The 22,849-nt window shown below is 39.9% G+C and carries 25 protein-coding genes; 9 read left to right on the top strand and 16 right to left on the bottom strand.

Annotated elements, in window-relative coordinates:
- Nucleotides 1-140: 140 nt before the first annotated feature.
- The 5 genes from rpsR to ACHAL6_RS13090 form a co-directional block, all read right to left on the bottom strand.
- Nucleotides 141-386, bottom strand: a complete 246-nt coding sequence (gene rpsR, locus ACHAL6_RS13110; protein ID WP_207600152.1) for a 30S ribosomal protein S18 — start codon at nucleotides 384-386, stop codon at nucleotides 141-143.
- Between the two features lie 24 nt (nucleotides 387-410).
- A complete protein-coding gene (locus ACHAL6_RS13105; RefSeq protein ID WP_395271122.1) occupies nucleotides 411-842 on the bottom strand; it encodes a single-stranded DNA-binding protein in 432 nt (143 codons plus the stop codon).
- Nucleotides 843-855: 13 nt separating this feature from the next.
- Complete coding sequence (gene rpsF / locus ACHAL6_RS13100; protein ID WP_395271137.1) at nucleotides 856-1,143, bottom strand: 30S ribosomal protein S6; 288 nt, start codon at nucleotides 1,141-1,143, stop codon at nucleotides 856-858.
- A 93-nt stretch (nucleotides 1,144-1,236) separates the two neighbouring features.
- Nucleotides 1,237-1,425: a DUF951 domain-containing protein gene (locus tag ACHAL6_RS13095; protein ID WP_395271121.1), complete on the bottom strand. Its 189-nt coding sequence runs from the start codon at nucleotides 1,423-1,425 to the stop codon at nucleotides 1,237-1,239.
- A complete protein-coding gene (locus ACHAL6_RS13090) occupies nucleotides 1,422-1,679 on the bottom strand; it encodes a DUF3343 domain-containing protein (RefSeq protein WP_395271120.1) in 258 nt (85 codons plus the stop codon). Before ACHAL6_RS13090 ends, ACHAL6_RS13095 begins: the two co-directional genes overlap by 4 nt.
- Nucleotides 1,680-1,865: 186 nt before the next feature.
- On the opposite strand from ACHAL6_RS13090, the gene ACHAL6_RS13085 reads away from it, so the two are divergent.
- Both ACHAL6_RS13085 and ytvI read left to right on the top strand, forming a co-directional pair.
- Nucleotides 1,866-3,029 carry an aminotransferase class V-fold PLP-dependent enzyme gene (locus tag ACHAL6_RS13085; RefSeq protein WP_395271119.1) on the top strand — a complete coding sequence of 388 codons (1,164 nt, stop codon included), beginning with the start codon at nucleotides 1,866-1,868 and terminating at the stop codon, nucleotides 3,027-3,029.
- Entirely contained in the window at nucleotides 3,016-4,122 is a 1,107-nt protein-coding gene (gene ytvI / locus ACHAL6_RS13080; RefSeq protein ID WP_395271118.1) for a sporulation integral membrane protein YtvI, read from the top strand. Before ACHAL6_RS13085 ends, ytvI begins: the two co-directional genes overlap by 14 nt.
- A gap of 60 nt (nucleotides 4,123-4,182) precedes the next feature.
- Here ytvI and ACHAL6_RS13075 read toward each other — a convergent pair whose 3' ends face one another.
- The 11 genes from ACHAL6_RS13075 to rpmH all read right to left on the bottom strand — a co-directional run bounded on the left by ACHAL6_RS13075 (nucleotide 4,183) and on the right by rpmH (nucleotide 12,994).
- Nucleotides 4,183-4,695: a DUF4446 family protein gene (locus ACHAL6_RS13075; RefSeq protein WP_395271117.1), complete on the bottom strand. Its 513-nt coding sequence runs from the start codon at nucleotides 4,693-4,695 to the stop codon at nucleotides 4,183-4,185.
- A gap of 8 nt (nucleotides 4,696-4,703) precedes the next feature.
- Nucleotides 4,704-5,540, bottom strand: coding sequence for a ParB/RepB/Spo0J family partition protein (locus ACHAL6_RS13070; protein WP_395271116.1), 837 nt, complete (start codon nucleotides 5,538-5,540; stop codon nucleotides 4,704-4,706).
- A 3-nt stretch (nucleotides 5,541-5,543) separates the two neighbouring features.
- Complete coding sequence (locus ACHAL6_RS13065) at nucleotides 5,544-6,314, bottom strand: ParA family protein (protein ID WP_395271115.1); 771 nt, start codon at nucleotides 6,312-6,314, stop codon at nucleotides 5,544-5,546.
- 365 nt (nucleotides 6,315-6,679) lie between these two features.
- Nucleotides 6,680-7,402: a 16S rRNA (guanine(527)-N(7))-methyltransferase RsmG gene (gene rsmG / locus ACHAL6_RS13060; RefSeq protein WP_395271114.1), complete on the bottom strand. Its 723-nt coding sequence runs from the start codon at nucleotides 7,400-7,402 to the stop codon at nucleotides 6,680-6,682.
- A 1-nt stretch (nucleotide 7,403) separates the two neighbouring features.
- The gene (mnmG, locus tag ACHAL6_RS13055; protein ID WP_395271113.1) at nucleotides 7,404-9,305 is read right to left on the bottom strand and encodes a tRNA uridine-5-carboxymethylaminomethyl(34) synthesis enzyme MnmG; all 1,902 of its coding nucleotides are present in this window, start codon (nucleotides 9,303-9,305) and stop codon (nucleotides 7,404-7,406) included.
- 12 nt (nucleotides 9,306-9,317) lie between these two features.
- Nucleotides 9,318-10,688, bottom strand: a complete 1,371-nt coding sequence (mnmE, locus tag ACHAL6_RS13050; protein WP_395271112.1) for a tRNA uridine-5-carboxymethylaminomethyl(34) synthesis GTPase MnmE — start codon at nucleotides 10,686-10,688, stop codon at nucleotides 9,318-9,320.
- Between the two features lie 181 nt (nucleotides 10,689-10,869).
- The gene (gene jag / locus ACHAL6_RS13045) at nucleotides 10,870-11,502 is read right to left on the bottom strand and encodes an RNA-binding cell elongation regulator Jag/EloR (RefSeq protein ID WP_395271111.1); all 633 of its coding nucleotides are present in this window, start codon (nucleotides 11,500-11,502) and stop codon (nucleotides 10,870-10,872) included.
- Between the two features lie 33 nt (nucleotides 11,503-11,535).
- Nucleotides 11,536-12,228 carry a YidC/Oxa1 family membrane protein insertase gene (locus ACHAL6_RS13040; RefSeq protein ID WP_395271110.1) on the bottom strand — a complete coding sequence of 231 codons (693 nt, stop codon included), beginning with the start codon at nucleotides 12,226-12,228 and terminating at the stop codon, nucleotides 11,536-11,538.
- A gap of 19 nt (nucleotides 12,229-12,247) precedes the next feature.
- Nucleotides 12,248-12,463: a membrane protein insertion efficiency factor YidD gene (yidD, locus tag ACHAL6_RS13035; protein WP_207600165.1), complete on the bottom strand. Its 216-nt coding sequence runs from the start codon at nucleotides 12,461-12,463 to the stop codon at nucleotides 12,248-12,250.
- The gene (gene rnpA, locus ACHAL6_RS13030) at nucleotides 12,432-12,809 is read right to left on the bottom strand and encodes a ribonuclease P protein component (protein ID WP_395271109.1); all 378 of its coding nucleotides are present in this window, start codon (nucleotides 12,807-12,809) and stop codon (nucleotides 12,432-12,434) included. Before rnpA ends, yidD begins: the two co-directional genes overlap by 32 nt.
- A 50-nt stretch (nucleotides 12,810-12,859) precedes the next feature.
- Nucleotides 12,860-12,994: a 50S ribosomal protein L34 gene (gene rpmH, locus ACHAL6_RS13025; RefSeq protein ID WP_031575587.1), complete on the bottom strand. Its 135-nt coding sequence runs from the start codon at nucleotides 12,992-12,994 to the stop codon at nucleotides 12,860-12,862.
- Between the two features lie 559 nt (nucleotides 12,995-13,553).
- Here rpmH and dnaA point away from each other — a divergent pair.
- From dnaA to gyrA, 7 genes are all read left to right on the top strand, one after another.
- Nucleotides 13,554-14,903 carry a chromosomal replication initiator protein DnaA gene (gene dnaA, locus ACHAL6_RS13020; RefSeq protein ID WP_395271108.1) on the top strand — a complete coding sequence of 450 codons (1,350 nt, stop codon included), beginning with the start codon at nucleotides 13,554-13,556 and terminating at the stop codon, nucleotides 14,901-14,903.
- Nucleotides 14,904-15,204: 301 nt separating this feature from the next.
- Complete coding sequence (gene dnaN / locus ACHAL6_RS13015; protein ID WP_395271107.1) at nucleotides 15,205-16,305, top strand: DNA polymerase III subunit beta; 1,101 nt, start codon at nucleotides 15,205-15,207, stop codon at nucleotides 16,303-16,305.
- Between the two features lie 8 nt (nucleotides 16,306-16,313).
- Nucleotides 16,314-16,526: a S4 domain-containing protein YaaA gene (gene yaaA / locus ACHAL6_RS13010; protein ID WP_395271106.1), complete on the top strand. Its 213-nt coding sequence runs from the start codon at nucleotides 16,314-16,316 to the stop codon at nucleotides 16,524-16,526.
- Between the two features lie 92 nt (nucleotides 16,527-16,618).
- The gene (gene recF, locus ACHAL6_RS13005; protein WP_395271105.1) at nucleotides 16,619-17,713 is read left to right on the top strand and encodes a DNA replication/repair protein RecF; all 1,095 of its coding nucleotides are present in this window, start codon (nucleotides 16,619-16,621) and stop codon (nucleotides 17,711-17,713) included.
- Nucleotides 17,714-17,974, top strand: coding sequence for an extracellular matrix regulator RemB (gene remB / locus ACHAL6_RS13000; protein ID WP_207600171.1), 261 nt, complete (start codon nucleotides 17,714-17,716; stop codon nucleotides 17,972-17,974).
- Between the two features lie 63 nt (nucleotides 17,975-18,037).
- A complete protein-coding gene (gene gyrB / locus ACHAL6_RS12995; RefSeq protein ID WP_395271136.1) occupies nucleotides 18,038-19,984 on the top strand; it encodes a DNA topoisomerase (ATP-hydrolyzing) subunit B in 1,947 nt (648 codons plus the stop codon).
- Nucleotides 19,985-19,997: 13 nt separating this feature from the next.
- Entirely contained in the window at nucleotides 19,998-22,577 is a 2,580-nt protein-coding gene (gene gyrA, locus ACHAL6_RS12990; protein ID WP_395271104.1) for a DNA gyrase subunit A, read from the top strand.
- The last annotated feature ends 272 nt before the right edge of the window (nucleotides 22,578-22,849 follow it).

Genomic DNA, 22,849 nt, shown 5'->3' with positions numbered 1-22,849 from the left:
TTATATTACATTTTACTTACGATTTTATCATATATGCTTACAATAATGAATGCAGGATTACGTGCACTCATTATGCTAAGCACATCAAGCAGCTTATAATATGCAAAAAACCGTGATCCCAAGGACCACGGTTTAAATCATTAATCTTGTGTGAATGGAAGTAGTGCGATATTTCTTGATCTCTTGATTGATTCAGTTATTGTTCTCTGATGCTTCGCACATGCTCCTGAAATTCTTCTTGGTAAAATCTTACCTCTTTCAGTGATGAACTTTCTAAGCTTCGCAACATCCTTGTAATCTATAGATTCAACTTTATCTACACATAAAGAACAAACTTTTCTTCTTGCTCTTCTTCCTCTTGGATTTCTTTTGAAATCTCTGCTCATGGTTTTCCCTCCTTACCTATTCGTTTAGAATGGAATATCTCCGTCATCAATCGGTGTCATGTCATCGAATGATGCTCCATACCCCTGGTTGCTGTCATTGCCTGAATAACCGCTGTTATTGTCCTGGTTCTTATTGCTGTTTCCCCATTCCAAAAACTGTACTTCTTCTGCAACAACTTCAGTAACATATCTTCTGCCACCGTCTTTAGCTTCATAAGATCTGGTCTGAATTCTTCCTGAAACACCCATAAGTCTTCCTTTTGCCATATACTGGGCAGTGGATTCTGCTGACTTACCCCAGATTACTACTGGAATAAAGTCTGCTTCTCTCTGGTTGTCCTTGGAGAATCTTCTGTCAACAGCCAATGTTATTGTTGTAACTGCAGTTCCCGATCCTGGAGTGTATTTCAATTCCGGATCTTTCGTTAATCTACCAATTAAAACTACTTTGTTCATTGCTGCACCATCCTTACTTATCTAATTTAACAATGATATGTCTGATTATACCGTCGGTAATTCTGAATATTCTGTCTAACTCTTTTGGTAATTCTGGTTCTGCCTGGAAGTTAAATAGAACGTAGATACCTTCATTGACTTTGTCGATTTCGTAAGCAAGTCTTCTCTTACCCCAAAGATCAACGTTATCAACAATTCCACCTTCTGTTTCAATTACACCCTTGAACTTATCTACAGCAGTCTTCACTGCCTCCTCGTCAAATGATGGATGTAGTATGAAAATTGTTTCATAGTTTCTCATCATGTCACCTCCTCCCCCCGGACTACGGCCACGATTTTCATGGCGGGGATTACATCAGTAAATTTTATCACTTATAGCAACATTATGCAAACATTATTTTTTCTCAATCACTTTTTTTGCATCTTTCTCAAACTTATTGCGAGGCAACATAACTATACGATCACAGCCTTTGCATTTGATTTTGATATCCGCACCTAATCTGGTTACTTCCCATAAGTAGCTGCCGCACGGATGCTGTTTTTTCATCTGAACGATTGTGCCGATGTCATAGTCTTTAATCACTTTACATCAAACTCCTTAATCTTAATGATGCTCATCTTGGTTATCTTATACAGTGCCTTATATACTGCTCCGGATTCGATCATCTTCTCGACAGCTTCAAGTTCCATCTCGGTAAACCTTAGACTGATTCCACAGCTGCCTGCTATTTGTGGAGGTGTTGGATATACTGCATGTGCAATCTTTCTTTGCTTAAAGTCTTCTTCACCCTTAAGCGCATCTGAAGTATTCTTGTAAACCAGTAAGTAAAAATCCATATCTATCCTCCATAAAGTCATTTTTGATTATATTCTATCCATCATATTATACACGAACTACAATGCATTATTCCACTTCATCGAATTCAGAATATATCAACAAAATCACAATTTTTTCATATTATACATACCAATGGGTAAACTATGGCTTATAATTATTTATAAGAAGAAATTGGAGATAAGAATATGATTTATTTTGATAACGCATCAACTAGTTTCCTTAAACCCCAGAGTGTTTATGATGCTGTATACGATACTTTGAAAAATGGTACAGGCAATTCAGGCAGAGGCGCAAATACCGTTTCCATGGCAGCCGGTAAAATTCTCGAGGATTGCAGGGCTGAAATAAGCCAGCTTTTAAGTTGCGGTAAGACCGAAAACATCATCCTGAAATCCTCCGTTACTGAAGCACTCAACACGATATTAATAGGACTCCTGAAACCGGGGGATCATGTGATTTCCTCTGTGATGGAGCACAATTCCGTCCTTCGCCCTCTTGAGAAACTGCGGAAAGACGGTTTGATCACTTACGACTTATTACCATGTGATTCGAATGGAAAAGTTCAACTGGATACCCTGCCAGACCTGGAAAAGGTGAATACAAAAGCAGTCATCTTGAGTCACGTTTCCAACCTCACCGGAGCAGTACAGCCGGTGGAACTCATCAGAGATAAAATTCATAACAAGGACATCTTCATTATTATAGACGCTGCACAAAGCGCAGGCTATATAAAGGTAGACATGCAGACCATGGATCTTGATGCAGTTGCCTTTACTGGACATAAAGGATTACTGGGTCCTCAGGGAACTGGTGGATTTGCTGTAAATGACCGCATGAATCAGGCCATGGATCCTGTTTTTACTGGTGGTACCGGATCCGACTCACTCAGTCTGGACCAGCCGCTTTTCCTTCCAGACAAGTTTGAATCTGGAACACATAATCTACCTGGAATCGCAGGCTTGCGAGAAGGTGTCAGAACAATAAATGAAATAGGAATAGCTAAGATCGTAAGTGAACACATGTTCCTGTCTGATTATTTTCTGGATCATTTAGGCACACTGGATTCCATTGAACTGATGGGAAAGAACTCCTCTTCTGACCGAATTCCCAACTTTTCACTCGTTTTCAACAATATGGATTGTTCAGAGGCTGCTTTCATTCTGGAAAACAGATTCGGAATCATAACAAGATCCGGCTATCACTGTGCGCCTCTTGCACATAAAGCATTAGGAACAGGTGAGACAGGTAGCTTACGTATCAGTTTTGGACATTATACAAGAATCGAAGATATTGATCAGTTGCTGATCGGTTTGAAATACATCAGTGAGGTGAATTATGGAGGATTTTAGAGAATCTTATATTAAGAAGTACGACAAGATCGTCATTTATCTTGTTGTATACACAATCACATTCTTTGCATTTGTTAAGACACTACCCTACACAATCCCTTTTGTATTAGCTTTCATCATTGCTGCAATTGTCAGTCCGATCGTCAAAAGGCTCATTACCTGGACAAATAGTCAGATCCATCAGAATCTGCTGATACTAGCCACACTGATGACTTTTTACGGAATCATAGGAACCCTTTTTACAGCACTAACAATCCGTCTCGTGAACCAGTCAGCACTTCTTGTCGTGAATGCGGTTAATTACATCAACGAAAATTATGATTCCATCGTAAGCTGGTTTCAGGAGCAATATGATTGGATTGCCTCCAATATACAGAGTCTGGATCCTGCTATTGTTGAATCAGGAAGTGAAATGCTCAGTTCCACTCTGAACTCATTGAAAGATGTCCTGATCTCCATGGGAAGAGCAGTTGGAGGCTTTGCAATCGATACAATCGCAGGACTTCCTACATTATTACTGATTATCATATTTACTGTCGTATGTTCATTCTTCTTCACGAAGAAGTTCCTGAACGATCCTGGTTTCATATATAACTATCTGCCAACATCAGATACACAGGAAAATCGTGTCCGCAATGTCATCACAGAAGGCAAGAATATGGTTGTAAGGTATAGTCTTTCCTATCTATTGATCATAATGATTACGGGTATCATATCGATGATCGGATATCTGATTCTGGGAATTCCATATGCTTTAATCCTTGCACTTGTAACCGCTTTTCTGGATTTGCTTCCAGTTCTCGGCGTTTCTGCTGCATATATTCCCTTGGCAATCTACTATTTCACACAAGGGAATATGACTATACCAATCGGACTGGGCATATTATGGATTATCGTTGCTGTCGGCAGAAACATCTGGGAACCGAGAATTCTCTCTTCCAGTCTCAATATCAATCCCATCATCACAATCATGGCAATCTTCATTGGACTGAAAATTGCTGGAATCATCGGTATGTTCTTTCTCATATTCATGGCCGTCGGTTTCAAAGTGCTGCAAACCGTTGGCGTTCTCGAGAAATTCAACACGAAATGACTTTAATCTGCTGAAAAGAAAAGTGTCAGTTATGTATACGCATAACTGACACTTTTCTTTTCATTTCTTTTCCAGACCAAGCGCTTTATTCATCGCATAGGTTTCTTCTTCTGACAGTGTGTACTTGGATGTGCCTTTGCTGATCGGTTTCGCATAAGAAGTGCTCATATTTCTACCAAAAATACTTGTTATGACAACACCATCATTTTTATTGTCCAGCATGGCTACACTGTAGCTTAAATCACTGCCGACATCATCAAAAGCCTTGTATCGGACTACACCCACTTTCTGTATGCAGTGATTGATCTGATTGCTCAATAACTTGATTTCTTCTACAGCCAGCTTCGTATCCACATAAGAAGTGTCTATTTTTCTCTGATAGGCTCTTATCATGTCTTCCAGAGAACCTTTGTCAGCATCTTTCATCATCAGATCATATCTTTTTTTCAGTTTTCTGTTGGAGACCATCAGTCCTATGGAAAGTAAAAATAATAGGATAAATACAAGGATCATTACCAGAATAATGATCGGTAAATTTGAAGTGATATAAGTCGAGACTATATTGTAATCCATTTTAACACCTATTCTTCTAGCTTCAGATGTTCTAAAATTCTGTTCAGATCATCCATACTATAATATTCAATTTCTATTCGTCCTTTGTTCTTGGCTTTCGGCTTCAGCGAGACTTTTGTTCCAATGCTCTTCGCAAGTCGTTTTTCAACATCCTTGAAATAGGGGTCCAGCCTCAACTTCCTTGCCACGGGCTTCACTTTGTAGTAATTGGCAGCCAGACTCTCTGTCTCTCTTACATTCAGGTTCTCATCAACTACTCTCTGTGCCAATTTATACTGATCTTCCTTTTCTTCTATAGCAAGTATAGCTCTTCCATGACCTTCAGATAGTATTTCTTCAATGAGAAACTGCTGTACACGATCGTCCAGATTGATTAATCTCATGGTGTTGCTGATGCTGGTCCTTGATTTTCCTATCTTTTTGGAAAGTTCTTCCTGCGTAAGCTCAAAATCACCAAGCAGCCTTTTATAAGCATTGGCTTCTTCGATAGGGTTCAGATCCTGTCTTTGTATGTTCTCGATCAGTGATATCTCTAGAACAGCTGACTCTGTAATATCCATAATGATTACTGGAACTTCTTTGAGATTCGCTTTCTTTGCGGCTCTCCATCTTCTCTCACCTGCTACAATGCTGTAGTCTTCATCCTCTTTCTGGACGATGATCGGTTGAATCATTCCATGCTCTTTGATGGATTCTGTAAGCATCGCTATTTTCTCTTCATCAAAGTACTTTCTCGGTTGCTTCTTATTAGGCTTGATCTTATTGATATCAAGTACGCTTAGATTCTCATCATCTTCTGGTATCAGCTTATCAAGTCCTTTTCCTAATCCAAATTTCTTTGCCATCATCTACCTCCCTAGATTCTTTCTTAAAAACTCATCAGCCAAATCCGAGTACGCTTCAGCACCCTTTGCTTTGGCATCGTATAATGCAATCGGTATTCCGAAACTTGGTGCCTCTGCCAGTCTGATGTTTCTTGGAATCGAATTCTCATATACCAGTTCGCCGAAATACGACTTCAGCTCTTCAGCCACCTGCAGCTGAAGATTTCTTCGCGGATCAAACATCGTCAGGACAACGCCTTCGATTTCCAGATTCCTGTTTAATCCTTTCTTCACCTTCTGAACCGTTTTTATAAGCTGACTGATACCTTCCAGTGCATAGTATTCACACTGCATTGGAATAAGTACAGTATCAGAAGCTGTCAGTGCGTTAATCGTCAGAAGTCCCAATGAAGGAGGGCAATCAATGATGATGAAATCGAACTCTTCTTCAAGTCCCTGAATCTTATTCTTCAGAATAGATTCCCTATGCTCCATATAACTCAGTTCTAGGTCTGCACCAGCTAGATCCATATTAGAGGGAACAATGCTTAGATTATCGACTTTTTCTACTTTCTGTATGACATCTCCGATCTTTGTATCAGAAAGAAGCAGCTCATACGTCGTGTTCTCCTGCTGATCTTTCTCCACTCCTAGTCCGCTTGATGTATTACCTTGAGGATCTATATCAATGACAAGCACTTTATGACCTTTCAAAGCGATATATGATGCAAGATTGATGTTTGTGGTAGTTTTTCCGACACCACCTTTTTGGTTAAAAATACTGACTATTTTCATACAACTCTCCTTACTAACTTCTCCAGTTGACTCTTAATTACGATTATAACTCTTATCTCCTTAATTTCATAGTTCCTATCGAATGTTTCACGTGAAACATTCGATTCATGAAGCTCCGCATATGCTGATTTGCAATGCGCTCCCGATTGCCAAATCGGAAAAACAATATTTTTGTGTGCTTTCGAGATTGTTTACGTAAAACATCACTGCTGATCATTAAAGGTCTGAGGGCAGTCTGAATATATTCAAAAAGATTGGACTGTTCCTTCTTTGATTATGAGCATAATAAAAATGTTTCACGTGAAACATAGAGAAAATCTATGCAGTGTTTCACGTGAAACATTCAGTTTTTTTGGCTGTATGAGCTATTTTGCTGTGATTAATGACTTCTTGATCGCTGCAGATGATCTGGGGTAGCTTTTAGGCGTAGGTCTGGTTTTTCTGATTACGACCAGATTATGCTTCAGATCTGTTCCTTCAATTTGAACTTCCTGGATTTTCACTATCTTGCCACCAAGAACTTTTACTGCATACTCCGCATCTCTGATTTCCTGCTCTACAGCGGGACCTTTAAGTGCTATGAAATGCCCACCCACTTTAACATAGGGTAAACACAGTTCTGTAAGCAATGTCAGATTCGCTACTGCTCTGGAAATCGCTATATCATACGAGTCTCTGAACTCCGGTTTTCTTGCTCCGTCTTCAGCTCTGCTGTGAACGAACTCCACATTTTCCAGTTTCAGCTCTTCTGAGACAGCTCGTAGAAAATTGAGTCTCTTATTCAAAGAGTCAAGAAGTGTAACTTTTAGATCCGGTTTCATGATTTTAATCGGTAACCCCGGGAATCCCGCGCCTGTTCCTACATCGATCATTGACTCCGCTTCCTTCAGTTCCGCAAACTGAAACGCCTGAATAGAATCAATGAAATGCTTACTGATGATCTCTTCATCCTCTGTAATAGCCGTCAGATTGAGTTTTTCGTTCCACTCTTTCAGCAATGTCTTGTATTGAACGAACTGATTATACTGCGCTTCTGTAAAAGACAGATTCAGTTGATCCGCGCTTTTCTTCATGATATCGAAATACATCTTAGACCTCCCTGTTTTTTCGCTTAGACTCCAGATAGATCTGAATGACTGTGATATCAGCTGGATTGACGCCAGAAATTCTGGATGCCTGGCCTAAATTGACTGGTTTCAGCTTGTTCAGCTTCTGTGCTGCTTCGATTCGAAGCCCCTTGATATGGAAGTAATCTTCGATTCCATCAAGTTTCTTTTTCTCATACTTCGCAAATTGGGCTACATCCTCAAACTGCTGCTTGATGTATCCTTCATACTTGCTCATGACATTGACCTGTTCCTGAATATCGATTCGTAATTCCGGTCTGTCAGGATCAAAATCAGCTACCTTGAAATAATCCAGTTCTGGTCTTTTGATGAGTTCATAGAGTGATGTCGGCTTTTTGAGTTCGGTAGAGCCCTTTATCTCGAGCAGTTCATTGACTTCTCTTTTACCAGTGATCTGAAGACTCTTCAGTCTTTCCAGTTCTTTCTCGATCATTGTTTTTCTTGATATATATTTTTCATATCGCTCATCTGAAACCAGACCAACTCTTCTTCCGATTTCAGTCAGCCTTAAATCAGCATTGTCCTGTCGGAGAAGCAGCCTGTATTCCGCACGGCTTGTCATCATTCTATAAGGTTCATTGGTGCCTTTAGTTACCAGATCATCTATGAGGACTCCAATATAGCCTTGAGAACGATCGATAATCATCGGTTCTTCTCCTTTGATTTTCAGTGCCGCATTAATTCCTGCTACGATTCCCTGTGCTGCTGCTTCCTCATATCCGGATGTACCATTGATCTGTCCTGCACCATACAGGCCTTTAATCATTTTGAATTCCAAAGTAGGGTAGAGCTGAAGCGGATCAATCATTTCATACTCGATGGCATATCCTGTTCTTGTAATTTCAATATCTCTGAAGGCCGGTATTGTCTTCAGCATTTCAATCTGCACTTCTTCAGGAAGGGAAGACGACATGCCTTGGACATACATCTCATTTGTCTCTTTGCCTTCTGGCTCCAAGAAAATCTGATGTCTCGATTTATCAGGAAATCTGTAGATCTTATCTTCAATAGACGGACAGTACCTTGCACCAACTCCTTCAATACTTCCATTGAACATTGGAGATCGATGCCTGTTCTTGTCTATTACTTCATGTGTATTCTCATTGGTATAAGTCAGATAACAGCTTATCTGTTCCCGGTCGATAGGTGCGTCCAGGTACTTGTCGTGGACGAATGAAAATGGAATGATTCTTTCGTCACCTTTCTGTTCTTCCATCAATGAAAAATCAATACTTCTTCTATGCACTCTAACTGGAGTCCCCGTTTTGAATCTGTGCATCTCGAAGCCCAGCTTATCCAGGTTTTCTGACAGCACTTTTGAACTGGAAAGTCCATTGGGACCACTTTCATAGTTCGCCTCACCGATGATGATCTTACTGGCCAGATAGGTTCCAGTAGCAAGAATGACAGCACTTCCCATGAAATTACCGCCATTTCTTGTGGTTACACCTTTTACGATACCATCTTCCACAACGAGATCTGTGACTTCAATCTGTCTCAGATAGAGATTGTCCGTATTCTCGACAACCTTTCTCATCTCTTTCTGATACTCGACTTTATCCGCCTGTGCTCTTAAGGAATGAACAGCTGGTCCTTTGGAAGTATTCAGCATTCTGGACTGAATCAGTGTCTTATCGATATTGACACCCATTTCACCACCAAGTGCATCCAGTTCTCTGACAAGATGGCCTTTGGATGTTCCTCCTATATTAGGATTGCATGGCATAAATGCCAGACTTTCTATATTCATGGTACACATCAGTGTCTTCAGCCCAAGTCTTGCTGATGCCAGGGCAGCTTCACAACCGGCATGACCAGCACCAACTACTATTACATCATAGTTGCCTGCGTTATATGTAATCAATTCATTTCACCTCTATTTCCCGATACAGAAGTCACTGAATATTTTATCCACCAGATCTTCTGAAAGGGTATCTCCTGTTATTTCTCCAAAATAGTTCCATGCCGCATTCAAGTCGATAGCCGCCAGATCCAGAGATATTCCCTGGTCTATGGCATTTTTGGCAGCAGACATTTTTTCAGAAGCTCTCAGAAGAGCTTCTTTATGCCTTCTGTTTGTGACCATCAGGTCACTTACTTCTATGTTTCCATGGAAGAACAGTTCTTTTATCTTCTTCTTCAGTTCATTTATTCCATATCCGTTGAGCGCTGACACACCAATGGTTTCACCTAAGTTCAATCCCTGCAGATTCATTTTTTCTTCTAAATCCACTTTATTGATAAGTGTTATACTTTTTCTATTATCAATATATTTAATTATATCTTTATCTTCCTGATCCAGTGGTCTTGAACTGTCCAGTACAAAAACGATGAGGTCGGCTTCGTCAATCTTTCCCTTAGAACGATCTACACCTATTCTTTCCACTATATCTTCAGTCTCACGTATCCCTGCAGTATCCGTGATTTTAATCGGGATTCCGTCAATATTCAGATACTCCTCTATGATATCTCTTGTGGTACCAGGTACATCTGTTACAATTGCACGGTTTTCTCTTAACAATGCATTCAGTAGGGAGCTTTTACCGACATTCGGTTTCCCGATGATGGCGATACTGAGTCCATCTCTTAAGATCTTGCCTTCTTCGGATGTTCTGATCAGATCAGATACTTTCTCCAGCATGAGACTTAACTTTTCACTGACTTCCTGTCCGGTGGTGAATTCCAGATCCTCTTCCGGGAAATCTACAGTCACTTCAATAAAAGCCAGGAGGTTCAGAATCTGATTCCGAATATCTGTAATCTCCTGAGATAGTTTACCTCCGCTCTGGCTGAGAGCGGACTTCATGGAAAGTTCGGTTTTTGCATGAATAATATCAATGACCGCTTCTGCCTGAGAAAGATCAATTCTTCCGTTCAAGAAAGCTCTTTTGGTGAACTCCCCAGGTTCTGCCGGTCTTGCTCCTGCCTGGAATACAGCATTCAACACAGACTCCGTAGCAACGCGTCCACCGTGACAACTGATTTCAACCACATCTTCTGCGGTAAAACTTTTAGGCCCCTTAAAATAGCTTACAAGGACCTCATCAATGATATCTCCTGAGACCTTATCCACCACATGCCCGTACTTAATGGTCCATGGCTTCGCTTCCAGGAAATCTTTATTGTTCTTTTGCTTAAATATCTTTGCAGTAATCTCCTTCGATTTTTCACCAGATACCTTTATTATGGAAACACCGCTTTCTCCTAAAGATGTAGAGATCGCAGCAATGGTTTCATATTCTCTCATTAGTCCTCCTCATTGCCAAACAGCACTTCAATACAAGCCAGCATTTGTCTTATAAATAATATAGTGATTCCTGTTAGAATTCAAGTAGTTTATCACTCGACTGCTCTTCAATATTTTAACCAGAAGTACATTTCATGTGTTTTTTTGTACAAAAAAGCCTGAGATTGACTCAGGCTTACTCTTACTTATCCAGTTCTATGACAACTCTTCTGAATGGCTCATCACCAACACTATGTGTAGCAATGCCTTCAATCTTCTGCAGCTTGGAATGGATGATTCTTCTTTCGTAAGGATTCATCGGCTCAAGCTTCATTGCTCTTCTGTACTTCTTGACTTTATATGCTGTCTTCTCAGCCAGTCTTTCCAGTGTCTCTTCTCTCTTCTTACGGTATCCTTCCGTATCAAGAATAACTCTTACGTATTCTCCTTCACGTTTCTTGTTTACCACAAGACTTGTAAGATACTGCAGTGAATCAAGAGTTTCTCCTCGATATCCGATCACAAGACCCATTCTTGGTCCGGAAATATCAATCTTAAGCATATTATCATCAAGATTAGCATCCATTTCAGCAGTGATGTCCATATTTTCAAAGATTCCTTCTAGAAACTTTACAGCTTCTGCCTTAAGATCCTTTTCAACAGGTACTACAGCAACTTCGATGATCGCAGGTTTGGTACCGATTATTCCAAGTAACCCTTTAGTGCCTTCCTCAATTACTTCATATGTAATTTTATCTTCTGTTACATTCAGCTCTCTGAGAGCATTTGCAATAGCTTCTTCTACGTTTTTGCCTGTAAATTGCATACTATTCATTTCAATACCACCTTACTTGGCAACAAATACCAATTACTTCTCTTTTACAACATTCTCACTTTTCTTCTTATCCGCTGCATTCAGGAGCAATCCTTGTATCAATCTGAAGGTATTTCCTGTAACCCAGTATAAACCAAGTGCAGAGTTGGATGTATAGGTAATCCATCCGAATAATGCAGCCATCATGTACTGCATCTTATTTGCGGATGCAGCCGCCGGATTATTCTGACCCTTCGTTTTAAGTGTCTGTACATATGTTGAAAGCAGCATAGTACCAACAGATAATGCAGATAAGATTATATTATGATTTGCAGATAAGTCAGGTATGATAGGTGTGAATCCGAATCCGGTCAGTCTACCATCTGCTGCTAACTGTCTGAATACACTAAACATCGCTATGAAAATCGGATATGTAATCAGTAGGGGAAGACATCCGCCAAACATGTTTACTCCGTTTTCCTTATAAAGCTTCATTTGCATTTCCTGCAGCTTCTGAGGATCATTTTTGTACTTCGCCTGAATCTTAGCTACTTCCGGCTGAAGTGCCTGCTGCTTTCTCATGGTTTTCATCTGAGAAAGATTTATAGGTAACATAAGTATATTGAACATTATTGTGAATAGAACAATTGTAAAACCCCACTGATTACCAGGATCCGCTACAAAAAGTTCCACTACAGATTTTAACTGCTCAAATATCCAAATAAACAGTTGATTTAATTGAGACAATCCTTTTTACCTCCAAGTTTTATTCTACTGGATCATACAGACTTCCCTTATATAACGGATGGCATCTGAAGATTCTTCTGATAGCCATATAGCCTCCCTTCAGAGCACCGTACTTTTCTACTGCATCTATAGCATAGACAGAACATGTAGGTGTGAACCTGCAGCTTGGAGGCTTGTTGGGTGAGATATACTTTCTGTAGAATCTAATTGATTTTAACAGTATTTTTTTCATCATTTACTAAACCCGCCTTTTTGAAGACGTGAATCAGCGCTTTCTCAATTTCGGAATAACTCTTGTCATGACTTGATACCCTGGCAATAATTACAAAATCATATCCTTGCTGATAACGATCTTTATTCAATCGATACGATTCACTAATCAATCTTTTAACCCGACTCCTGACTACGCTCTTTCCGACTTTCTTACTCACTGAAATACCGATCCTGTTGAAAGGTACTCCATTAATATGGTTCTTTCTGTTTTTAAACACATACAAAACCAAAAGATTGTTGGCAAAAGATCTACCTCTCCTATAGACTAGATGAAATTCAGAGTTCTTTCTAACTTTTTCATGTTTCATGGAGAAAATCCTTTCCGACAATTACAGAAAAAGGCCACATTTAAGCGACCTTATGCTGATAATCTTTTTCTTCCTTTAGCTCTTCTTCTCTTAAGAACGTTTCTACCATTTTTAGTAGCCATTCTCTTTCTGAAGCCGTGCTCTTTCTTACCCTGCTTCTTCTTAGGCTGAAATGTCATCCACATGTTGACACCCCCTTCATATCAATTATTCATATTAGCTTTAAGCTCAAAAATTGCGCACTTAACCCAATACTTCGATTTTACTACACTATTATACTCATGGTATCCCTAGGTGTCAAGAAATCAATGCAAAAGTTCAAACATTCTATTTAGCCCTAGTAATTGTGGATAACTTATTGAACAAGCTCGTTTCAATATGCTATTATAATAGGGACCTGTTGATAATTAACCGCAATTTAACCACGTTATCCACAGTTGTGGATAAGTCTGTGTATAAAATGTTCCTAACATGTATAAACATATCTATTAATCCTTCTTTTGTCAAGAGAATCAATGGATTTGAGCTGACTAAGAATGTTACTAGTTTACATCTTTATACTGTGATTAATTCAATTTAATCGAGTTTCTAACATTATGAACAGATTCATTTTACAATTTATCAACACTTATTTCGATCATCATTTACAGAAATAGAAACTGTAGATAACCTGTTAATTACCTGTTGATTCAGGAATTTTTATTTTACAGCAGAAAAATTTATTTTATTAGGAGGACGTAATTCATGGATACCCAATTAAATGAAACCTGGGAAAAGGTACTCAAAATACTGAAGGTGGAAATCATGTCTGAGGTCAGTTACAATACATGGATTCTAGGATTGAAGCCAATCGGTATAAGAAATGGGGTATTTATGATTAGTGTTCCTAATGAACTTACCTTAGATATCATCAATCAGAGATATAAACTTCTATTTAAAGAATCCATCAAACATGTGCTGAATCAGGAAATCGATGTGGAGTGTGTTGTCGGTGAATTGGAAGCGGAAGAGATTAAAACTGAAGTGAAAGAGGTCAAACCTCAATCCAAGATCAGTAACGATTCCTTCGGATCACTGAATTCAAAATACACCTTTGATTCCTTTGTCATCGGTAATTCCAACCGATTTGCCCATGCAGCATCTGTTGCTGTAGCGGAATCACCTGCCAATGCCTACAATCCGCTGTTTCTATACGGTGGGGTCGGGCTTGGTAAAACGCATCTGATGCATGCCATCGGCCATCATATACAGGCAAATAATCCCAGTGCAAAAGTGGTGTATGTTTCATCAGAAAAGTTCACCAACGAGCTGATCAATTCCATCAGATATGACAAGAACCTGGATTTCAGAAACAAATACAGAAATGTCGATGTACTGCTTGTCGATGACATTCAGTTCATTGCAGGGAAAGAGAGTACTCAGGAAGAATTCTTTCATACCTTCAATGAATTATATGAAGCAAGAAAACAGATCATCATTTCCAGTGATAGACCACCAAATGAGATTCCTACATTAGAAGACAGACTGAGGACAAGATTCGCATGGGGTCTACAGGCTGATATTCAGGCTCCTGATTTTGAAACAAGAATAGCAATATTAAAGAAGAAAGCGGAAATAGAGAAATATGTGGTTTCCTCTGATGTCATGGTCTATATTGCAACAAAAATCAAATCCAACATCAGAGAACTGGAAGGTGCACTCATAAGAGTCATGGCTTATTCTTCACTGACAAACAACAAAAACATCACGGTGGATCTTGCAGCGGAAGCTTTAAAGGACATCATATCCTCCAGTCAGACCAAAGCCATTACCATTGATCTGATTCAGGATGTTGTGGCGAATTACTATAATTTATCCATTCAGGAACTGAAGTCACAAAGAAGAACCCGAAATGTATCCTATCCAAGACAGATTGCCATGTATCTTTCCAGAAAGCTTACAGACATGAGTCTTCCTAAGATCGGAGATGAATTCGGAGGCAGAGACCATACCACAGTGATTCATGCCTATGAAAAGATATCTGCTGCACTGAAAACAGATGACAGTCTTGCAAATGCAATAAAAATCATCACCAAAAAGGTAAACAACCAGTAATCAACAAAGAGTTAGAATCCCTGTTAATCCACCTGTGGATAAAATCTGAGACAAAATCACCTGTGGACAATTGTGGATAACTCTAAAAATAAGCTCATATTCATCCACAAGGTTTGAATCAGGATATCTCCATTATTTTCAATGTCTTTGGGGTTTATCCACAGAATACCGGGCCCTACTACTACTAATACTATTAAATCTATTATATTATTACTATAAGCAGGGGATTAGCTTATTCACTGTGAACCAACATATCCCCATGTAACATTGTTTTATTAAATGAATTCAGGAGGGTTTAATCATGCATTTTAGATGTCAGAAAAGAGATTTAGTTGAAGGAATATCAACGGTACAGAAAGCCATACTCGGTAAATCACCCATGGCGGTATTGGAAGGAATCTATATCGAAACTGGAGATCAGGAAATCATCATGAGAGGTTCAGATATTGATCTCAGTATTGAGACGCTGGTATCCTCCACTATCATGGAAGAGGGTAGAATCGTCATTGATTCAAAACTGTTTGGTGATATCATCAGAAAGCTTCCAGATGCTATGATCGAATTGGCAACAATGGAAAATAACACGATTCTGATATCATGTGAGAATTCAGAATTCAATCTACTCTATCTGAATGCAGAAGAATTCCCCATGCTTCCTGAAATAGGTAATAGAGAGAAGATCGCGATCAAAGAAGATACATTCAGAAACCTTATAAGAAGCACATCATTTGCCGTAGCCCAGGATGAATCCAGACCGATACTAATGGGTGTACTTTTTGAAGTGAAGAATAAGGTTCTTAATATGGTGGCTTTAGATGGTTTCAGACTGGCTATGAGAAGTGAGTATCTGGAATCCAATGAAGATGTGTCCGTAGTCATTCCAGGAAAGACACTGAATGAGGTTTCAAAGATCTTGAGTGATAAAGATGAGGACCTGTTCATCAGCTTCAACGACAATCATATTTTATTTGAAATCCAGAATACGAAAATTGTCTCAAGACTGCTTTCTGGAAACTTCATCAAGTATGAGTCCATCATCCCTACAGATTACAAACTGCAGTTTAAGGTGAAAAGAGCGCATCTGGCCCAGAGTATCGAAAGAGCATCGCTCATGGCCAAGGATGGTTCTTCAAGACTGATCAAACTGAACATAGAAAACGACAGGGCACTGATCACATCTAATTCGCAATTCGGTAAGGTGAAGGAAGAAGTTCCTGTATCCATGGATGGAGATGCCATAGAAATCGCTTTTAATGCCAACTATCTTCTGGATACGCTGAAAGTGATGGATGAAGAGGAAATCATCATTGAGATGACCTCAGGTGTAAGTCCAGCAATCATCCGAAACAGCATCACAGATAACTGCAAATATATGGTATTACCCGTAAGATTAGCGAGATAGGAGAGAATATGGATATAAAGATAAACACAGAGTACATCAAACTGGATTCGTTTCTGAAATGGGCTGGTGTTGTTTCATTAGGTTCAGAAGCCAAAGCCTATATACTTGAAGGGCTTGTAAAAGTGAATGATGAAGTGGAGCTGCGAAGGGGAAAGAAAATATACCCTGGAGATAAGGTGGAATTCAATGGCGAAGTCTTTACAGCGGTTTCAGAAGCTTAACTGTTGATTTAAAATTTTCAATATGTATTGAGCCTTATACCACATAGAAGGTTATCCTTCTATGTGGTATAATATCTTGTAGGAGATTTTTAATGAAAATAAGAAACATCAGTCTAATGAACTACAGAAATTACAACCAATTGAATATTGAATTAGGCAAAGATGTCAATGTATTCCAGGGTGAAAATGCGCAGGGAAAGACGAATATTCTTGAATCCATCTACTATGCCGCCTTTGGTCGATCGCATCGTACCAATAAGGTCAAAGACCTTATCCTGTGGAATGAAAAAAGTGCGCAGATCAAGGTGTATATAGAAAAAGACAGACTGGACAAGATTATTGATATGAATCTTCTTTCCGATGGCAGAAAGTCCATCTCAGTGAATAAAGTGAAACTAACCAAGATCGGTGATCTGCTTGGAATATTGAATGTAGTGATGTTTTCACCTGAAGATCTGAAAATCGTAAAAGAATCACCAGGTCTTAGAAGAAAATTTCTGGACATGGAGATCAGTCAGCTGGACAAGAGATATTACAATTCACTGGTCGCTTACAATAAAGTGCTGGCTGAAAGAAATGCACTTCTCAAATCAAGAAGAATCGACAGAAACATTCTCGATATCTATGATATCAAACTGAGTGAACATGCTGATTATATTGCCAGACAAAGAATCAATTACATCAATCTGTTAAATTCTTATGGATATTCCATTCATAAAGAAATCACTACGAACAAAGAAGAAATCAGATATGAATACAAGAGTTCTTTTTCACTGGAAGGAAATCTGAAAGAGAACCTGAAAAAAGAACTGACTCGAAAAAGAGAAATGGATATCGAAAGGGGAACCACATCCGCTGGAACACACAGAGATGATTTCCTGATCCTGATCAATGAAGTGGATGCAAAAGATTTTGGTTCACAGGGACAGCAGAGAACCGCTGTGCTTACGATGAAATTCTCCTCACTTGAAATCATCAAGAAGGTGAAAGGGGAATACCCCATTCTTCTACTGGATGATGTTTTATCAGAACTGGATTTATCCAGAAAGAAATTTATATTAAAATCCATAGAAAACATTCAGACTGTAATAACCTGTACCGGGGTAGAAAATATTGAAGAATATCTCACAGGAAATTACAGATTATTTAATGTCAAGAATGGTTCTATAATAGATGGAGGTGAGTAGATGTTTTTACATCTTGGAGAAAATGTAGTGATCCCCATGAAAGATGTTATCGGAATATTTGATGTGGAATCATCTATGTACAGTTCAGATACAAGTCAGTTTCTTCGTTTAGCAGAAGAGGACGGATTTGTTGAGAGAATAACGGATGAGAAGCCGAAGTCAATTATAGTTGCAGAGATCGAGAAAAAATCGATAATCTATTTATCGCCCATTTCCTCAAAAACTCTGTCAAAAAGAACGAAACTGCGATTAGAGGAATAGAAGGGAGGCCATGGTATGTTAGATAGTAATATTGAGAATACAAAGGAACATGAGTTGGAGAATATGTCTGAAGTGAAAAATGGAAACAGCACACGAGTGGATACAGGATATGAGGACAGCAACATCCAGGTACTGGAAGGACTGGAGGCAGTTAGAAAAAGACCGGGTATGTATATCGGTTCAACGTCATCCAGAGGATTGCATCATCTGGTTTATGAAATTGTCGATAACAGTATAGATGAGGCCCTGGCAGGTTACTGCAGCCATATTGAAGTATATATCCATAAGGACAATTCCATCACAGTGGTGGATGATGGACGTGGTATGCCTATCGGTATGAACGAAAAGCTGGGCAAATCCACAGTAGAAGTTATCATGACCGTGCTTCATGCCGGAGGAAAATTCGGTGGTGGAGGATACAAGGTTTCAGGAGGACTTCACGGAGTAGGTGCATCTGTTGTAAATGCACTGTCAGAAACCTGTAATGTGGAAATCAGAAGAAACAATAAAGTATATCTGCAGAAGTTTGCCTATGGTAATCCCATAGGAGGCCTGGAAGAGATCGGTGTATCCGACCATACAGGAACAAAAACCACATTCCTGCCTGACAAGACCATTTTCGATGAAGTGGAGTTCGATTATGAAATTCTTTCAGAAAGACTAAGAGAACTCGCATTCCTCAATAAAGGACTGAGAATCTCTCTTACCGATGAAAGAGAAGATGAGGAAGGGAACATCAAGGAAGAATCCTATTTCTATGAAGGCGGAATCAAGTCCTTTGTGGAATATCTGAACAGGAACAAGGAAGTTCTTCATAAGGATGTCATGTACATCGATGAGATGAAAGATGAGTACATCGTGGAAATCGGACTTCAGTTCAATGACAGCTACAGTGAGAATATATTCACCTATGCCAATAACATTGATACCCTGGAAGGTGGAACACATCTTGACGGGTTCAAACGAGCCCTCACAAGAGTGGTCAATGACTATGGCAGAAGATTTGGACACATCAAGGAAAATGACAAGAACCTCTCTGGTGATGATATCAGAGAAGGTCTTACAGCTGTAGTATCCGTTAAGCTTACCGATCCTCAATTTGAAGGACAGACCAAGACAAAGCTGGGTAATGCGGAAGTTAGAAGCATTGTCGACGGTATTGTCGGAAATGCACTGACCGTCATATTGGAAGAAAATCCTGCCATCGGTAAGATCGTCATCGATAAAGCCCTCATGGCTGCAAGAGCCAGAGAAGCCGCAAGAAAAGCCAGAGAGCTGACAAGAAAGAGTGTACTGGAAAGAACTACGCTTCCTGGTAAACTATCTGACTGTGCGTCCAAGGATCCGCTGGAATCTGAAATCTACATCGTAGAGGGAGATTCTGCGGGTGGTTCTGCAAAACAGGGAAGAAACAGACAGTTCCAGGCAATTCTGCCTCTAAGAGGTAAGATCATGAACGTGGAAAAGGCAAGACTGGACAAGATGCTGGGTTCTGATACCATCAGAAGCATGATTACAGCATTCGGTGCAGGAATCGGTAAAGACTTCGATACCAGTAAATTACGTTATTCCCGTATCATCATCATGACTGATGCCGACGTGGATGGTGCGCATATCAGAACACTTCTTCTCACATTCTTCTACAGATACATGAGAGAGCTCATTGAAAATGGGCATGTTTATATTGCACAGCCACCACTATACAAAGTTTCAAAGGGTAAGACCCATGAATATGCATACTCCGATCGGGAAATGGAAGAGATTGTAGGACGATTAGGCGGAAAAGACTCCTCCATCGCACTTCAGAGATACAAAGGTCTTGGAGAAATGAATGCTGAGCAGTTATGGGAAACAACCATGGACCCTGAAAACAGAATTCTTCTGAGAGCGGATGTGGAGGATGCGAAAGCTGCGGATGAGATCTTCACGATTCTCATGGGAGATAAAGTTGAACCCAGAAGAGCGTTCATCGAAAAGAATGCCAAATTAGTTGATAATCTTGATATATAGGAGGAGCGTTTAATTGAACAACAATGAAGGTAAAGTTTTACCGATAGACTTAAGAAAAGAAATGAAAACAAGTTATATCAATTATGCCATGAGCGTAATTGTAGGACGTGCGCTTCCTGATATCAGAGACGGACTCAAACCCGTGCACAGAAGAATTCTTTTCTCCATGCACGAACTGGGTATATACAATGAAAAGGGATATAGAAAGTGTGCCAGAATCGTCGGTGACGTACTAGGTAAGTACCATCCACATGGAGATACGTCTGTTTATGACGCTCTGGTAAGGCTGGCACAGGATTTCTCCACCAGATATCTGCTGGTGGAAGGCCACGGAAACTTCGGTTCCGTGGACGGTGATGGAGCAGCGGCCATGAGATATACAGAAGCAAGGCTTGCAAAGATTTCTTCTGAGATGCTCAGAGACATCAACAAGGATACTGTGGATTTTGTACCGAATTTCGATGGAGAGGAAAAGGAACCTACGGTTCTTCCCTCTAGATTCCCGAACCTTCTGGTAAACGGATCATCGGGTATTGCGGTAGGTATGGCTACAAATATACCACCTCATAACCTGGGAGAAGTCATTGATGCAGCGGTTTATCTGATTGAAAATCAGGATGCGGAAGTTCTTGAGCTGATGCAGTTCGTGAAAGGACCTGATTTCCCCACTGGTGGAACCATCATGGGTGTATCTGGCATAAGAGAAGCCTATGAAACAGGAAGAGGAAAAATCTTTGTTCGTGCAAAAAGCATGATTGAAGAGGTCAACGGACGACAGAAAATCATCATTACGGAACTGCCTTATATGGTGAACAAAGCGAAACTCATTGAGAATATCGCAGATCACGTAAGAGACAAGAAACTTACAGGCATCTCCGACTTAAGAGATGAATCAGACAGAGACGGTATGAGAATTGTCATCGAGCTGAAAAGAGATGCCAATGCCCATGTGGTTCTGAACTACTTATATAAGAAAACGAAAGTACAGGATACCTTCGGTGTCATCAATCTCGCTCTGGTTGACAATGCCCCGAAGGTGCTCAATCTGAAAGAGATTCTGAAGCATTACATCAATTTCCAGAAGGAAGTGCTTACAAGAAGAAGTGTCTTTGAAATGAACAAGGCGAAAGACCGTGCTCATATCCTGGAAGGTTTGAGAATCGCTCTGGATAATATTGATGAAGTCATCAAAGTACTTAGAAATTCAAAAACAACAGATATCGCAAAAGAAGAACTGATCACAAGATTCGGTCTGTCTGATAGACAGGCAGTGGCAATACTTGATATGAGACTCAGAAGACTGACTGGTCTGGAACGAGATAAGATTGAGGAAGAATACAAGTCACTTATGGAACTCATCGCCTATCTTGAAAGCATCATCAGTGATGAAGAGAAGCTTCTTGGCGTAATTAAAGATGAACTCATCGAAATCAGAAACAAGTATGGTGACGAAAGAAGAACAGATATCCAGAAGGGTGAGTTCGAGATCGACTATGAGGATCTCATCAACGAGGAAGATGTGGTCATCACACTGACAGAAGACGGCTATATCAAGAGAATTTCAGCAGCTACCTATTCTGCCCAGAAGAGAGGCGGAAGAGGTGTACAGGCCATGACAACAAAGGAAGACGATGTGATTCATAAGGTCTTTGTCACCTCAACACATAAGAACCTACTGTTCTTTACTTCCAAGGGTAAAGTTTATAAGCTGAAGGCCTATGAAATTCCTGAATCCGGTAGAACCTCCAAGGGAATCAACCTTGTGAACCTGATTCCAGTGGATCAGGATGAGAGCATTCAGGCTGTCATTTCCATCAGTGATATGGAAAAAGACGGATATCTTGTATTTGCGACAACAGATGGAATCATCAAGAAAACTACACTTCATGATTTCAGTAATATTAGAAAGAACGGTCTCATCGCATTGAACCTGAAAGAAGGGGATTCTCTCCTCAATGTTAAATTCACACGTGGAGATGCGGATCTGATCCTGGTCACGAAGCTTGGCTATGCTATCAAATTCAATGAAAAAGATGTAAGACCGATGGGTAGAACCGCTACGGGCGTCAAGGGTATTTCCCTGAGAACCGGTGATGACTGCGTATCCTTCGACATCGCAGTACAGGGTGAGGATATTCTGGTCGTATCAGAGAACGGACTAGGAAAGAGAACACCTACCGACCAGTATAAGAGTCAGAACAGAGGCGGTAAGGGACTTATTGCCTATAAAGTTACAAGCAAGACTGGCAACGTTGTAGGAGCAAGATCCTGTAATGACGAAGATGAACTGCTGCTTGTCAATTCTGACGGAGTAGCCATCAGAATCAACGTAGGGGAGATTTCTGTGACATCAAGAAATGCCATGGGGGTTAAGCTTATGAGAACCTCTGATGAGTCCAAGGTTGTTTCTCTGGCTAAAATCATAGCTGTAAGAGAAGAAGAAGGACCAGAAGTGGAAGAGATCGACAGTGATAAGCTGATTGAAAAAGAACTAAGTGATGCCATCGATACTGATTTTGGGGACTTGGAAGAACTAGAAGAACTAGAGCTGGAAGAGGACCTGGAAGAAGACACAGATGAAGATCTGGAATAAGATCCATACATAATTGAGAGAATCCGAAAGGGTTCTCTTTTTTCATATCTTATTCCAGAAAACATCCATTTACGAACGATGTATTGATTTTAGAAAATATCATACGATAAAAGCGGGTTTTACAAGGGTGATATCACGTTGAAAAAGTGGATTCACTCGGAAACAACCCCGTGTGTATCACAATAAGGTTTACTGCGAAATTAAGAGTAAATAGGAGTATTAACGATTTATTTGACTCAGACTAAATTGTGTATAAACACCGACAATTCCTG

This window comes from Proteiniclasticum sp. C24MP (assembly GCF_043951855.1).
Taxonomy (GTDB): Bacteria; Bacillota; Clostridia; order Clostridiales; family Clostridiaceae; genus Proteiniclasticum.
Note: the sequence above shows the minus strand (reverse complement) of the source record. Positions and strands in the feature narration are given on the sequence as shown.